This window comes from Pseudomonas sp. B6001 (assembly GCF_013386015.1).
GTDB lineage: Bacteria > Pseudomonadota > Gammaproteobacteria > Pseudomonadales > Pseudomonadaceae > Aquipseudomonas.
In genome coordinates this window covers 21,378-35,784 of sequence record NZ_JACAOX010000021.1, presented here as the reverse complement: position 1 = coordinate 35,784, position 14,407 = coordinate 21,378, and the positions used below count along the sequence as shown (strand labels likewise).

The window sequence follows — 14,407 nt, the reverse complement described above, 5'->3', positions numbered from 1 at the left end:
CTCGCGAAAGCGGTGAATCAGTCGACATATCCAGTGACTGACACTCCGCTTTCGCGAGCAAGCCCGCTCCCACATTGGGTAGAGGTTGATGCAGGAATCGGGCTCTACTGCTTATTCAGCCGTAGACGGCTTCTCCCACAAATTAATCCCGCCTTCCTGGGCAAACCGATCAATCTCCGCCAGTTCCTGCGCGCTGAAGCTCAGGTTCTGCAACGCACCGACGTTTTCAATGATCTGCTCCGGCCGGCTTGCGCCGATCAGGGCGCTGGTGACCCGTGGATCACGCAACGTCCACGCCAACGCCATCTGCGCCAGGCTCTGGCCACGGCGCTTGGCAATTTCATTCAGCGCGCGGGCGTGGGCGATGTTGGCCTCGGACAAGTGCTTGGCCTGCAACGAACCACCCCCCGGACGATTGACCCGCGCATCCGCCGGTACGCCGTTGAGGTATTTGTCGGTCAGCAGGCCCTGGGCCAATGGCGTGAACGCGATCACCCCGGCACCGAGTTCTTCGGTGACGTCCAGCAGGTCTTTTTCCACCCAGCGGTTGAGCAGGTTGTAGGCCGGCTGGTGGATCAGCAGCGGGACTTTCCACTCCTGGAGCAGCGCCGCAATTTCCCGGGTTTTCACGCCGGAGTAGGACGAGATCCCGATGTACAACGCCTTGCCCTGTTGCACGGCGGTGGCCAGTGCGCTGGCGGTTTCTTCCAGCGGGGTGTCGGCATCAAAACGGTGGGAATAGAAGATGTCCACGTAATCGACGCCCAGGCGTTGCAGGCTCTGGTCGAGGCTCGCCAGCACGTACTTGCGCGAACCGCCGCCCTGGCCATAAGGGCCCGGCCACATGTCCCAGCCCGCCTTGCTGGAGATGATCAGTTCATCGCGGTAATGCTTGAAGTCTTCCCGCAGCAAACGACCGAAGTTGATCTCGGCGCTGCCGTATGGAGGGCCGTAGTTGTTGGCCAGGTCGAAGTGGTTGATACCCAGGTCGAACGCGGTGCGCAGCAAGGCGCGCTGGGTATCGATCGGGGTGCTGTCGCCAAAGTTGTGCCACAGCCCCAGGGACAGTGCCGGCAGCACCAGTCCGCTGCGACCTACGCGGCGGTAAGGAATAGATTCATAGCGGTTTTCGGCAGCAATGTAAGTCATCGAATCCTCTCTTGGACTTGGGGCAAATAAGGCCCGGGAATAAGCATATTCCCGGGCCTTTTAAGCAGCTGAATCGCTTAAGTCTGCCTATCCCTTTTACAGCAAAGTCCTACCAGAGTGGAACGACGTAGCTTACATAGAAGCGGTTTTCATCTTGCACCGTGGCACCGGTGATATCCGGGCTGGCGTGGGCATTTCGCCAGGTTACGCCGAGGCCTTTGAGGGTGCCGGTGGGCACCTGGTAAGCCACGGTGACGTTACGTTCCCATTCACTGGTAGTGCCTTGGGTGGTGCGGATGTCATCACCGTGTGCGTAGGACGTGGCGAAGGTCAGGCCGTTAAGGCCGAGTTTGCCGAAGTCATATTTGTACTGCGCCAGCCAGGTGCGCTCGCCGGCATGCTGGAATTTGTTCAGTTGCATGTTGGTGAGTGCCGGGGTGTCGGCGCCCGAGCCCGGGCCCTGGTTGCTGGCACCGCTGTTCAGGCCGGAATCCAGGTACGGGAAGTCGCTGTCGCCGCTGTTTTTCTGGATGCCCAGGCCGACGGTATGGCCGTCCAGGCTGTAGCTTTCCAACAGGCTGACGGTGGACTGGTTGATGCGGCCCTTGGAGGTGCCATCGCCGTAGAGACCCGCAGCGGAATAGTCTTTGTCGCCCGCGGCGTTTTCACCCACACCCAGGCTGCGGTACAGGCGCACGTCGGTGTCGATCGCGCCGACAGGCAAGGCGTCATGACGCTTGGCACCGAGGAAGAACTGCTGGTAGTAATCCTCAAGGTTGGAGTACCACAGGCTGACGGTGGTGTCCGGCAAACCTTTGTAGTCCGCGCCGCCGTAGAGGAAGCGATCGCTCTCTTTGGTGCCGCCGGCGGTGATCATGCCCTGGTCGCCGGTTTCGTTGCGGATCTTGGTCTTGAGGATGTCACCGGCGGTAAAGGTGAAGTCGGTCAAGTCCTTGGAAACCAACTGCACGCCGGTGTTGGTCTGCTGGTACAGGCGGCCGTCGGTGTTGGCCAGCACCGGGTTGTTGCCGTACAGCGTACCCACGCGCAATTCATCCTGGGCGAAGCGCATCTTGAAGGTCGGGCTGAGCACGCCGAACTGGTCGGCCGACTTGCCGTTATCCAGCGGGAACATGCTGCCGGGGTAGCGGCCCTGGTGATCCTTGTCATTGAGGTCGCCGCCGGAGTCCAGTTTCAAACCGTAGAACGCCTGCAGGTCCAGGCCAAAGCCCACCGGCCCATCGGTGTAGCCGGACTTGAAGTTGAACTCAAAACCCTGGCCCCAATCACGGATGCTGTGGGCCTTGTTATTGCTGTTCACCACATCCCGCCCCTGCTGGTTGAGGTAGCGGTTGAGCAGGGTCACGTCGGCGTGGCTGTCATCGATAAAATCGGCGTGGGCGGACAGCATAAAGCTCGCCATGGCGGCACCCACCATGGGGCTTAATAACGTCTTCATTGGTACCGGTCTCCGTCACTGTTCTGAAATGAAAGCGTCAAACGCTTCACACAATTAGGCGATGGCCATGTGACAGTTCGGAGTCAAAACACCCTTTACCCGGATGAAATTAAATTTAAGAAACCCAGTAAAGACGCGGGTTAGCGGGCAGTGGCGAAGATTTCGGCGAGCCAATCGACGAACACTCGCACCCTCGGCGACATGTGTCGGTTTTGCGGGTAGAGCACCGAAACCGGCATGGGCGGCGGTGGTGTATCAATGAGGATTTCCTGCATCACGCCCTGGTCAATCAGCTCGGCGATGCGGTAGTGCGGGCACTGGATAATGCCCAGTCCGGCGACTGCGCTGGCGGCATAAATCTCTGCGCCGAACACCGACAGCGCCCCCTCGATCGTCACTTCCTGCACCTGACCGTCGACCATGAACTCGAAGGGGAACAGCTTCGCAGTGGTGCGTGAAACATAGTTCACCGCACGGTGCTCGCCCAGGTCGGCGAGGCGCTTCGGCTCGCCGTATTTGCGCAGGTAGGCCGGGCTCGCGCAGGTCACCTGGCCCAGCGTCGCAACCCGACGACCGATCAACGCCGAATCCCCCAGGGTGCCCGCCCGCAGCACACAATCCACGCCTTCGGCGATCAGGTCGACGAAGCGGTCCGCCTCGCTGATGGACAGCTCGATTTCCGGGTAGCGCGCCATGAATTGCGGCAGCGCCGGGATCACGAAGTACTTGGCCAGGGTGCCGTGCAAATCCACCCGCAGGCGGCCCTTGGGGGCCACCGAGCGGAAGGCCAGTTCCGCCTCTTCCAGCTCCGCCAGCAGTTGGACACAGCGCAGGTAATAGGCCTCGCCATCGAGGGTCGGGCGGACGCGGCGGGTGCTGCGTTCCAGCAGGCGCGTGCCGAGCCAGGCCTCGAACTGGTTGAGGGTGTGGGTCAGGGTGGCGCGCGGCAGGTTCAGGTCATCGGCCGCCAGCGTGAAGCTGCTGCGTTCGTAAATCCTCACGAACACTTTCATCGCTTTGACCTGGTCCACGGCGCGTCTCCATTGTTGGCGATTCTTGAACAGTCAAGGCAACTCTGGCGCATTTATCGGCCTGGGTAAACATGTGAATCTGCTTCCACACCCAACCACTCCCCCAAGGAAACCAGATCATGACTACCCAAGTTGCTATCGTTACCGGGGCCTCTCGCGGCATCGGCGCCGTGGTTGCCAGACAACTGGCCGCCGACGGTTATGCCGTCGCCATCAACTACGCCAACAGCGCCACCGAAGCGTCAAGGCTGGTAGTGGAGTTGCGCCAGGCCGGCCACCAAGCCATAGCGATCCAGGGCGACGTGGCCAGCGCCGCCGACGTCAAGCGCCTGTTCGACGAGACCGAAGCTCAGCTGGGCAAGGTTGATGTGCTGGTCAACAACGCCGGGATCCTCAAGGTGCTGCCGCTGGCCCAACACAGCGATGAGCTCTACAACCAGAACTTCGACATCCATACCCGCGGCACCTTCAACGCCCTGCGTGAAGCCGCCACCCGCCTGAACGACGGCGGGCGCATCGTCAATTTCTCCAGCAGCACCGTCGGCCTCAACTTCCCCGGTTATGCGGTGTACATCGCCAGCAAGGCGGCAGTGGAATCCCTGACCCAGGTGTTCGCCAAGGAAATGCGCGGCCGGCGCATCACCGTCAACGCCGTTGCCCCGGGCCCGGTGGCGACCGAACTGTTCCTGCATGGCAAAAGCGAAGAGCAGATCCAGGGCCTGGCCAAGATGGCACCCCTGGAACGCCTGGGCCAACCGGAAGATATCGCCCGCGTGGTGGCGTTCCTGGTGAGCCCGGCCGGTGGTTGGGTGAACGGGCAAATCCTGCGGGCCAATGGTGGTTTGGTCTGAAGGCCACGCAGCACTCACTCTACGACGCACTGATATTGTGGCGAGGGAGCTTGCTCCCGCTGGAGTGCGCAGCGCTCCCATCTTTTTTGGGGCCGCTGTGCAGCCCAGCGGGAGCAAGCTCCCTCGCCACAGGTTTGCTGTTCACGGAAAATCAGCGGGTATCAGGAGACTTAAGATATGCACACCGCCCTCGTCATCACCGCCGGCCTGATCCTCCTCGCGCTGATGCTGTTCATCGGCCAAAAGCTGGGCGTCAGCCGGCACATTCTGGCCTACAGCTTTGTCGGGATCTGGCTGGTGGTGTCGGTGGTGAACGGCGCGGTAGGTGTGGTCACTGCCGGCCAGCCCCTGGTCTCGGAGCTGGTGATCGGCAGCGGGGTATTCGGTGCGCCGTTGGTGGCACTGGCCCTGTTTATCAGGGCCTGAGCCTTAACGAACCAGGTGCAGGAACTGCATGTGCCGTTCGTACTGGTCGAGGATGTCGTTGATGATCTGCTCCTTGGTGTAGCCCACCAGGTCGTAGTCCTGACTGCCCTCGCTCAAGTGCACTTCCGCCCGGTAGTAGCGGCGGTTGTTGAGCTGCTTGGAACCCATGCCGCCCCGTGCGAATGACGGGGTGAAATAGCCGCGCATCTGCACCTGATACACAAACGGGTGCTGCTCGCCGTGGCCGATCTCCAGGCTGACGCTGTCGTTGGCCGGGTCAGGCTGGGTGACCACGTTGAGGCCTTTTTCGACAAACACCGCCGTCACTTCTTCGATGGCCGGGCGCACCGTGGTCTCGAGGAAACGGTACACCTCATCCCGTGACGGGAAATGCACCGCCTGGCTCAGGCGCTGGCGCCAACCGCCCGTGCCCTTGCGTGAGCCCGATACCGGCGCGAGGGAATGCATCTGCGCAATCTGCTTCTGCGACTCAAGGTAGAACGCCTTGTGCAGCCCCCACATCATCAGCAGCAGGATCATCGAGAACGGCAGCGAGGTCAGGACCACGGCCGACTTGAGCGAGTCGATGCTGCCGGCAAACAGCAGCGCGCTGGTCACCAATGCGGTCATCGCGCCCCAGAACACCCGCAGCCACTTCGGCCCGTCTTCATCGGCGTTGCCGCCTTTGGCCGACAAGGTCGAGAGCACCACCGTGCCGGAGTCGGCCGAGGTGACGAAGAACACGAAGCTGATAAACACCGTGACCGCGATCACCGTCTTGCTCCACGGGTAGGTTTCCAGCAGCAGGTAGAGGCTCATCGACGGGTCATCAATGGCCGACTGTCCCAGCGCCGTAAGGCCGTGGTTGAGCACCTGGTCGATGGCGCTGTTGCCGAAGATCGACATCCACGCCAGGGTGAAGCCCAGCGGGATCAACAGCACGCCGAACACGAATTCACGGATGGTACGACCGCGGGAAATGCGCGCGATAAACAGGCCTACGAACGGCGACCATGCGATCCACCAGGCCCAATAAAACACGGTCCAGCCGCCCAGCCAGTCGCTCGGTTTGTCGTAGGCGTAGAGGTCGAAACTCTTGGTCGGCAAGGCGCCGAGGTAGTCGCCGATGTTCTGGATCAGGGTGTTGAGCAAGTGCTGGGTAGGGCCGGCGAACAACACGAACAGCAGCAGCGCGCAGGCCAGCAGCATGTTGATGTCGGACATCACCCGCACGCCTTTATCGACACCGGAGACCGCCACCAGGATCGCCGCGCCCATCATCAAGGTGATGAGGCCGACCTGGATCCACTGGGTGTGGGCCACGCCGAACAGGTAATCGAGCCCGGAGTTGAGGTGCAACACGCCAAAGCCCATGTCGGCGCCGAGGCCGAACACCGTGGCGATGATGCCGAAGCCGTCCACCGCATAACCGATGGGGCCGTTGATGCGCTTGCCGATCAGCGGGTACAGCGCCGAGCGCAACGCCAGCGGCAGGTTATGCCGGTAGGCGAAGTACGCCAGGGCCATGCCGACGAAGGCGAACACGCCCCAGCCATGCAGGCCCCAGTGCAGAAACAGGATCTGCATGGCCTGGCGCGCCGCGTCACCGTTCAGGGCCTCGCCCTGGGGCGGTTGCACCAGGTGAGTCAGGGGTTCGGACACGCAGAAGAAAAACAGCGTGATGCTGATCCCGGCGGCGAACAGCATGCCGGCCCAGGACAGGTAACTGAATTCGGGCTCGTCGTGGTCGGCACCGAGTTTGATCTTGCCGTAGCCCGATAACGCGGTGACCACCACGAAGACCAGATACAGGGTCATCGCCAGCATGTAGTACCAGCCGACCGTGTTGGCCGCCCAGTTTTGTGCGGCCAGCAGCCAGGCGCCGGCTTGTTCGGGAATCGCGATGACGGTCAGGCCGAACAGCAGGATGAAGCTCGCGGCGAAGTAAAACACCGGCGGGTTCATGCGGACCAGACCGCTGGAAGGTGTGGACGATGCACTCATGTAGGGCGCACCTCAAGGATGTGGGATGTGGCTGTAAAAAACGGACTCAGCAAAGGTAAGCCTCCTGTTGTGAGCGGGCAGCGAACCACCGATTTAACTTGAACGAACAGTCAAGTTAAACATGGATAGGGGTTTGAGGACTAATCGCAGGGCCGAGTGGTAGGTGTTTCCTACACTAGCTCAAGGAAAGGTATGACGTATGAGGATGACGAAACGTTCAGCGATTGCTGAGTGAAATACGGCTCGAATTTTGAGTAGTGCGGTTCAAATTTGGAATGCAGACAAAATGTGGGAGCGGGCTTGCTCGCGAATGCGGCGTGTCAGCCAACACTTCTGGCGACTGATACACCGCATTCGCGAGCAAGCCCGCTCCCACATTGGATCTGTGTGATCGTTAGAGAGGGCGCTGCTCTATTTCTGCGTCCCATCATCATGCTGCAGATTCGCCTGGGTCAGGTTCGCCCCCGCCGGCACACTGCGCGTCAGCCACACATTGCCGCCAATGGTCGAGCCCTTGCCGATGGTAATCCGCCCCAGGATCGTCGCCCCGGCGTAGATCACCACATCATCCTCGACAATCGGATGCCGCGGATGGCCTTTCTGCAATTGCCCATCCTCATCCGCCGGGAAACGCTTGGCGCCCAATGTCACGGCCTGGTAGATCCGTACCCGCTCGCCGATGATCGCCGTCTCGCCAATCACCACACCCGTCCCGTGGTCGATAAAGAAGCTCGGGCCGATCTGCGCGCCCGGGTGAATATCAATCCCGGTCGCCGAATGCGCGATTTCCGCGCTGATGCGCGCCAGCAACGGCAAGCCTGCCCGATACAAGTGGTGCGCCAGGCGATGGTGAATCACCGCCAAAATCCCCGGGTAGCACAACAGCACTTCATCCACGCTGCGCGCCGCCGGGTCGCCGTGGTAGGCGGCGAGCACGTCGGTGTCCAACAGGCTGCGCAAGCCTGGCAACGCCAGGGCGAAATCCTGGATCAGGTGGATGGCATGGGCGTCGACTTCACTGTCATCCTGGCCACCTTGCCGCGCGGCATACCGCAGCTCCAGGCGCGCCTGGGCGAGCAATGCATTCAGCGCCACATCCAGGGTGTGGCCGACGTAGAAGTCTTCACTTTCTTCACGCAGGTCCACCGGCCCCAGACGCATGGGGAACAGAGCACCACACAACGCCTCGAGAATCTGCGCCACGGCTTCCCGTGAAGGCAGCTCGCGCCCGCCCTGCTCGCCGCTGACCCGGCCGTTGCGGGTGCGCCACTGGTCCCGGGCGCTGCGCAGCTGGCTGACGATGGTCTGTAATTGCCAATGACTGGAACGCTCACTCACGGTCTTCACTCCTGACGAAATGCCCATCACTTTACGGCAAGGAACCTGAGCGTCCTTAAGAACCAATAGTGCAATGCTAATAACCCGTCGACATAAGCGATTGGCGGTTGCCGACGCAAAAGTGCCTGCCTATAGTCCCAGCATCTCTGACCACCCGTGCGTAGCCATGATCAAACAACAGCTCGACCGCTTTAACCGTCTGGAACTGCTGGGCGGCGCCACCGCCCTGGAAAAACTCGAGCGGCTGTCGGCCTGGCTGGGGCGTGACGTCTACGTCAAACGCGACGACACCACGCCGCTGGCGATGGGCGGCAACAAGCTGCGCAAACTCGAATACCTCGCCGCCGATGCGCTGGCCCAGGGTGCCGACACCCTGGTGACCGCCGGCGCGATCCAGTCCAACCATGTACGCCAGACCGCTGCGCTGGCCGCCAAGCTGGGCCTGGGCTGCGTTGCCCTGCTGGAAAACCCGACGGGCACCGAAGACCCCAACTACCTGGCCAACGGCAACCGCCTGTTGCTGGAGCTGTTCGACGCCAAGGTCGAGTTGGTGGAGAACCTGGACAACGTCGACGACCAGCTCAACGCCCTCGCCGACCGCCTGCGCAGCAACGGCAAGAAGCCGTACCTGGTGCCCATCGGCGGCTCCAACGCCCTCGGCGCCCTGGGTTACGTGCGCGCCGGGCTGGAGCTGGCCGGGCAGATTGAAGACAGCGGCATCCCGTTCTCCACCGTGGTCCTGGCCTCCGGCAGCGCCGGCACCCACAGCGGCCTGGCCCTGGCGCTGGCCGAAGTGCTGCCCGACCTGCAAGTGATTGGCATCACGGTGTCCCGTACCGACGAAGCCCAGCGCCCCAAGGTGCAGGGCCTGGCCGAACGTACCGCCGAACTGCTCGGCGTGCCGCTGCCGGACGCGTTCAAGGTGATCCTGTGGGACGAGTACTTCGCCCCCCGTTATGGCGAGCCGAGTGCCGGCACGCTGGCGGCGATCAAGCTGGTAGCGAGCCAGGAAGGCCTGCTGCTGGACCCGGTCTACACGGGCAAGGCCATGGCCGGGTTGCTGGATGGCATTGGACGCCAGCGCTTTGAAGAGGGGCCGATCATCTTCCTGCACACGGGTGGCGCACCGGCGTTGTTTGCTTATGATTCGAGCTTTTGATATTCCATAAAGAAATATCAATCTGATTTTATATTATTTTCAAGTCTTAAAAACCGGCTTTATAGTCGCGCCGTAGGCGAGCTTGATGGCGATACGCATGACTGGGCAGATCCAAAACACCGAGTTGATGCAATCGCGGGCAAGCCCGGCTCCCACACACCGCGCTTTTAAGGCAGGATACGACTACCGCGTCACCTGCATCGCTCAACATAAAAAACACAGGGGCTCTTCATGACTATTTCCGTATTCCGTCGCACGTTACTGGTTGGCACATTGGGGCTGGCGCTTGGCGCCGGGTGGCTCGGTCAGGCAGTTGCCGGCGAGCAGTTGGACAACATCAAGAAAGCCGGCGAAATCAAGATTGGCCTGGAAGGCACCTACCCGCCGTTCAGCTTCGTCGACGAAAGCGGCAAGCTCAGCGGTTTCGAGGTCGAGTTGTCTGAAGCGCTGGCCAAGAAGCTGGGCGTCAAGGTCAAGCTGCAAGCCACGCCGTGGGATGGCATCCTCGCCGCCCTGGAATCCAAGCGCCTGGACGCGGTCGTCAACCAGGTGACCATCTCCGATGCGCGCAAGGAAAAGTATGACTTCTCCAAGCCTTACACCGTCTCCGGGATCCAGGCGCTGACCCTGGCGAAGAACGTCGACACCATCAAGACCGCCGACGACCTGGCCGGCAAGAAAATCGGTGTGGGCCTGGGCACCAACTACGAACAATGGCTCAAGGAAAACCAACCGAAAGCCATCGTCAAAACCTACAACGATGACCCAACCAAGTTCCAGGACCTGCGCATCGGCCGTGTCGACGCCATCCTGATCGACCGCCTCGCCGCGCTGGAATACGCCAAGAAAGCCAAGGACACCGCCGCTGCCGGTGCTGCGTTCTCCCGTCAGGAAGCCGGTATTGCCCTGCGCAAAGGCGAGCCTGAACTGCTGGCCGCGGTGAACAAGGCTCTGGACGAACTGCGCGCCGACGGTACCTTGAAGAAGCTGTCCGAGAAGTACTTCAACGCTGACGTTACTCAATAATGGAAGCAGGTTTCCAACTCGCGCTGGACTCCGCGCCCTTTCTGCTCAAGGGCGCGTACTTCACGGTCATCCTTAGCCTCGGCGGGATGTTTTTCGGCTTGCTGCTGGGCTTCGGCCTGGCCTTGATGCGCCTGTCGCGCTTCAAGCTGTTGAGCTGGACCGCCCGCGTCTACGTGTCGTTCTTTCGCGGCACGCCCTTGCTGGTACAGCTGTTCCTGATCTACTACGGCTTGCCGCAAGTGGGCATCGAGCTGGATCCGATCCCGGCGGCCATGATCGGCTTCTCGCTGAACATGGCTGCTTATGCCTGTGAAATCCTGCGTGCCGCCATCGGTTCCATCGAGCGCGGCCAGTGGGAAGCTGCGGCCAGTATCGGCATGACCCGTGCGCAGACCCTGCGCCGGGCCATCCTGCCGCAGGCCATGCGCACGGCCTTGCCGCCGCTGGGCAACAGCTTTATTTCCCTGGTCAAGGACACTGCCCTGGCCGCCACCATCCAGGTGCCGGAGCTGTTCCGCCAGGCGCAATTGGTCTCGGCCCGTACCTTCGAAATTTTCACCATGTATCTGTCCGCCGCCTTGATCTACTGGATTCTTGCCAGCGTCCTGGCGCACGTGCAAAACCGCCTGGAAGCACGAGTCAACCGGCATGACCTGGAGTCTTGAAGCATGATCGTGGTTGAAAAACTGACCAAACAATTCAAGGGTCAGGTGGTGCTTAACGGGATCGACCTTGAGGTCAAGGAAGGCGAAGTCGTCGCCATCATCGGCCCCAGCGGTTCCGGCAAGACAACCTTGCTGCGCTGCCTGAATTTCCTCGAAGAACCCACCAGTGGCCGAATCAAGGTCGGTGACATCGAGATCGACAGCAGCCGCCCGCTCAACCAACAGCAAAGCCTGGTGCGGCGCCTGCGCCAGCACGTGGGTTTTGTGTTCCAGAACTTCAACCTGTTCCCGCACCGCACGGCCCTGGAGAACGTCATCGAAGGCCCGATCGTGGTCAAGAAGATGCCCCGGACCGCCGCAGATGCCCTGGGCCGCAAGCTATTGGCCCGGGTCGGCCTGGCAGGCAAGGAAGACGCCTACCCACGCCGCCTCTCCGGTGGGCAGCAGCAACGGGTGGCCATTGCCCGGGCCCTGGCGATGGAGCCGGAGGTGATCCTGTTCGATGAGCCGACTTCGGCCCTGGACCCGGAGCTGGTAGGCGAAGTGCTGGCGACCATTCGCAGCCTCGCGGAAGAAAACCGCACCATGGTCATCGTGACCCACGAAATGAGTTTCGCCCGGGATGTGGCCAACCGGGTGATCTTCTTCGACAAGGGCGTCATTGTTGAACAAGGCGAAGCCAAGGCGCTGTTTGCCAACCCGAAAGAAGAACGTACCCGGCAGTTTCTCAGCAAGTTCATCAACAACTAACTTGCGCCGATTCATTGTAAGAAGCTTCGCTTTATAGAGTTGCCGAAAGGCAACTCGCCTCTTTAGTGTTTTTGGGGAAACACCCTTTATTCATTGGGTAAAAGTCACCCTGAAGCACGCACTTGCAGCGCCCTCCCAGTAAGACCCTTCTGAATATTCCATAACCCCCTGTTTGTCCCGCCCAGCCTCTTGACGCCAACTAACCAAGCCTCTTATCTAACGCCCAGAGGATTGGATCCATTCTGGTTTTTTATTAAATCGTTTCTTTCGGACTACGTCGCCTGCCCGCGCCTGATGTCCGGAACGATTGCTGCTGGCTGCACCAAGGAGATTATTTATGAAGCGTATTTCCACCCAGGCGCTGCTCACTGCCCCGACCTTGCCCCAGGCCCATCGAGAAGGCATCAATGCCCTCGCTGCGACAAACCTGCAGGTCGATATCGCGCCTTACTGCGGCATGGACGAGGGCGACCTGATCGAGTTGTTCTGGAACAACTGCTTTGCCGCCTCCCGGCGCATCACCGCCGGCAAGATCGGCATGCCCACCAGCCTGCGAGTGCCGGAGAGCTTTGTGCAAAATGGCCCGGCACGGATTCATTACCGGGTCATGCAGGTCGGCCACGGCCCGGCGCGCTCGGCCATCACCCGGGTGCAGGTCAAGACCGACTACCCCGGCGGCATGCCCTCGGCACTGAGCCTTGATGAAAACCAGAACCTGGCCGCCGTCAGCCTGCCCGAGACCATCCGTCGCCATGGCGTCAACAGCAGCCAGATCCGCCGTGGCGTGCCCCTGACCATCGAGCCGTACCTGAACATGGCGACCGATGACGAGATCACCCTGCGCTGGGGTGACGTGCGCCTGGACCTGCCGAGCATCCAGGCTGGCGATGTGGGCAAGGCGGTGCAGGTGTGGGTGCCGTCGGCCATCATTGTCGAAGCCGGGGATGACCATCGTCTCGAAGTGACCTACTGCATTCTCGACCGGGTCGGCAACAATTCAAGCTGGGCGCCAGCCCGCATCCTGCGCATCGCCGCGCTCGCTCCCCAGGCCCCGACCAGCCCCGCCAGGGCCCCGCTGGCCTACCAACCCCGTCGCCCCGGCTCGCCCTGTGAACCGGGGTGACAGACCTTCTATGCATATTCCTAAAAGTTAGTTTATTAAAAAATTTAACACGCTTAGGGTATATGCACCGGACCACCGGACATTCCTGATTTTTTTATCTTTTCAACGGATGTGAGGTAGGTATGGTCAAAATTACCCCGGTGCGTAACGCCAGGGCATTGCGTGCAGCCAAGGAGCGGCGCTGATGTCTAACTTGGCACAAACACCCCCCCAGAGTGATCTGGACGTTGCCCCGCTGTTGTTGCCCGCCAAAGTGCTGCGCAACGACGCCGAGGCCCTGAGCGCCGCCCACGAGCTGGCACAGGCCGCGCGCCTGCAAGCGGCCAGGCGCGATCAGCAACGCAAACTGCCCTGGGCTGAAATCGAACACTTCACCCGCAGCGGCCTGGGCAGTATTTCCATTCCCCGTGAGTACGGCGGCCCGCAGGTGTCCTTCGTGACCCTGGCCGAGGTGTTCGCGATCATCAGCGCGGCCGACCCGGCGCTGGGGCAAATCCCGCAGAACCATTTCGGCATCCTGCACGTGCTGCAAGGTGCGGCCAGCGAGCGCCAGAAAAAGCAGCTGTTCCAGAGCGTGCTGGACGGCTGGCGCATCGGCAACGGCGGCCCGGAACGCGGTACCAAAAACACCCTGGACCTCAAGTCACGCATCACCGCCGAAGGTGACGGCTACGTCGTCAGTGGCCAGAAGTTCTACTCCACTGGCGCGCTGTTCGCCCATTGGGTGGCGGTCAAGGCCTTGAACGATGACGGCAAAGTCGTCATGGCGTTCGTGCGCCGTGGCACCGAAGGCCTGCGTATCGTCGATGACTGGTCAGGCTTTGGCCAACGCACCACCGCCAGCGGCACAGTGCTGCTGGATCAAGTAGCGGTGGACGCCGAACTGGTGGTGGAAACCTGGCGACTCGGCGAAACACCGGGCATCCAGGGAGCAGTCTCGCAATTGATCCAGGCGGCCATCGACGCCGGCATCGCCCGTGGCGCGATCGACGACACCATCAGCTTTGTACGCGAACGCTCGCGGCCATGGATCGACGCCAAGGTCGAACGGGCCAGCGATGACCTGTATGTGATCGCCGATATCGGCAAGCTGAAGATCGAACTGCACGCCGCTGAAGCCCTGCTGCGCAAGGCCGGCCAGGTACTGGACCAAGTCAGCGCCGCGCCGATCACCGCGCAGTCCGCCGCACGCGCCTCGATTGCCGTAGCCGAAGCCAAGGTGCTGACCACCGAGATTTCCCTGCTCGCCAGCGAAAAGCTGTTCGAGCTGGCCGGCAGCCGCGCGACCCTCGCCGAATTCAACCTCGACCGCCACTGGCGCAACGCCCGGGTGCACACCCTGCACGACCCCGTCCGCTGGAAGTACCACGCGGTGGGCGCTTACCACCTCAACGGCACTTTACCTGCCCGACATTCCTGGATTTAA

At 61.5% G+C, this 14,407-nt stretch carries 13 protein-coding genes; 8 read left to right on the top strand and 5 right to left on the bottom strand.

All coding sequences use genetic code 11. From position 1 onward, the window contains the following. Positions 1-111: 111 nt before the first annotated feature. The 3 genes from mgrA to HX821_RS23735 all read right to left on the bottom strand — a co-directional run bounded on the left by mgrA (position 112) and on the right by HX821_RS23735 (position 3,639). Complete coding sequence (gene mgrA, locus HX821_RS23745; RefSeq protein WP_003211877.1) at positions 112-1,149, bottom strand: L-glyceraldehyde 3-phosphate reductase; 1,038 nt, start codon at positions 1,147-1,149, stop codon at positions 112-114. Positions 1,150-1,258: 109 nt separating this feature from the next. Further along, positions 1,259-2,587, bottom strand: coding sequence for an OprD family outer membrane porin (locus tag HX821_RS23740; protein WP_080673292.1), 1,329 nt, complete (start codon positions 2,585-2,587; stop codon positions 1,259-1,261). A gap of 161 nt (positions 2,588-2,748) precedes the next feature. After that, positions 2,749-3,639 carry a LysR family transcriptional regulator gene (locus HX821_RS23735; RefSeq protein WP_177036515.1) on the bottom strand — a complete coding sequence of 297 codons (891 nt, stop codon included), beginning with the start codon at positions 3,637-3,639 and terminating at the stop codon, positions 2,749-2,751. A gap of 119 nt (positions 3,640-3,758) precedes the next feature. On the opposite strand from HX821_RS23735, the gene HX821_RS23730 reads away from it, so the two are divergent. Together HX821_RS23730 and HX821_RS23725 are read left to right on the top strand one after the other, a co-directional pair. Continuing rightward, a complete protein-coding gene (locus HX821_RS23730; RefSeq protein WP_003211871.1) occupies positions 3,759-4,490 on the top strand; it encodes an SDR family oxidoreductase in 732 nt (243 codons plus the stop codon). A gap of 177 nt (positions 4,491-4,667) precedes the next feature. Beyond that, positions 4,668-4,916 (top strand): hypothetical protein, encoded by a 249-nt coding sequence (locus tag HX821_RS23725; protein ID WP_003211868.1) that lies wholly within the window; start codon positions 4,668-4,670, stop codon positions 4,914-4,916. 3 nt (positions 4,917-4,919) lie between these two features. Here HX821_RS23725 and betT read toward each other — a convergent pair whose 3' ends face one another. Continuing rightward, positions 4,920-6,881 (bottom strand): choline transporter BetT, encoded by a 1,962-nt coding sequence (gene betT / locus HX821_RS23720; protein WP_003211865.1) that lies wholly within the window; start codon positions 6,879-6,881, stop codon positions 4,920-4,922. Between the two features lie 450 nt (positions 6,882-7,331). Next, positions 7,332-8,258: a serine O-acetyltransferase EpsC gene (gene epsC, locus HX821_RS23715; protein ID WP_003211862.1), complete on the bottom strand. Its 927-nt coding sequence runs from the start codon at positions 8,256-8,258 to the stop codon at positions 7,332-7,334. A 166-nt stretch (positions 8,259-8,424) separates the two neighbouring features. Between epsC and HX821_RS23710 the strand changes: the two genes are divergently transcribed. The 6 genes from HX821_RS23710 (at position 8,425) to HX821_RS23685 (ending at position 14,407) form a co-directional block, all read left to right on the top strand. Beyond that, positions 8,425-9,417: a D-cysteine desulfhydrase gene (locus tag HX821_RS23710; protein ID WP_003211860.1), complete on the top strand. Its 993-nt coding sequence runs from the start codon at positions 8,425-8,427 to the stop codon at positions 9,415-9,417. 231 nt (positions 9,418-9,648) lie between these two features. Continuing rightward, positions 9,649-10,443 (top strand): cystine ABC transporter substrate-binding protein, encoded by a 795-nt coding sequence (tcyJ, locus tag HX821_RS23705; RefSeq protein WP_003211859.1) that lies wholly within the window; start codon positions 9,649-9,651, stop codon positions 10,441-10,443. Then, positions 10,443-11,108, top strand: coding sequence for a cystine ABC transporter permease (gene tcyL, locus HX821_RS23700; RefSeq protein ID WP_003211857.1), 666 nt, complete (start codon positions 10,443-10,445; stop codon positions 11,106-11,108). The genes tcyJ and tcyL overlap by 1 nt, the downstream gene beginning before the upstream one ends. Positions 11,109-11,111: 3 nt before the next feature. After that, positions 11,112-11,858, top strand: a complete 747-nt coding sequence (tcyN, locus tag HX821_RS23695; protein WP_003211855.1) for an L-cystine ABC transporter ATP-binding protein TcyN — start codon at positions 11,112-11,114, stop codon at positions 11,856-11,858. Between the two features lie 337 nt (positions 11,859-12,195). Further along, a complete protein-coding gene (locus HX821_RS23690) occupies positions 12,196-12,981 on the top strand; it encodes a hypothetical protein (RefSeq protein WP_003211852.1) in 786 nt (261 codons plus the stop codon). A 184-nt stretch (positions 12,982-13,165) separates the two neighbouring features. Further along, entirely contained in the window at positions 13,166-14,407 is a 1,242-nt protein-coding gene (locus HX821_RS23685) for an SfnB family sulfur acquisition oxidoreductase (RefSeq protein WP_008435817.1), read from the top strand.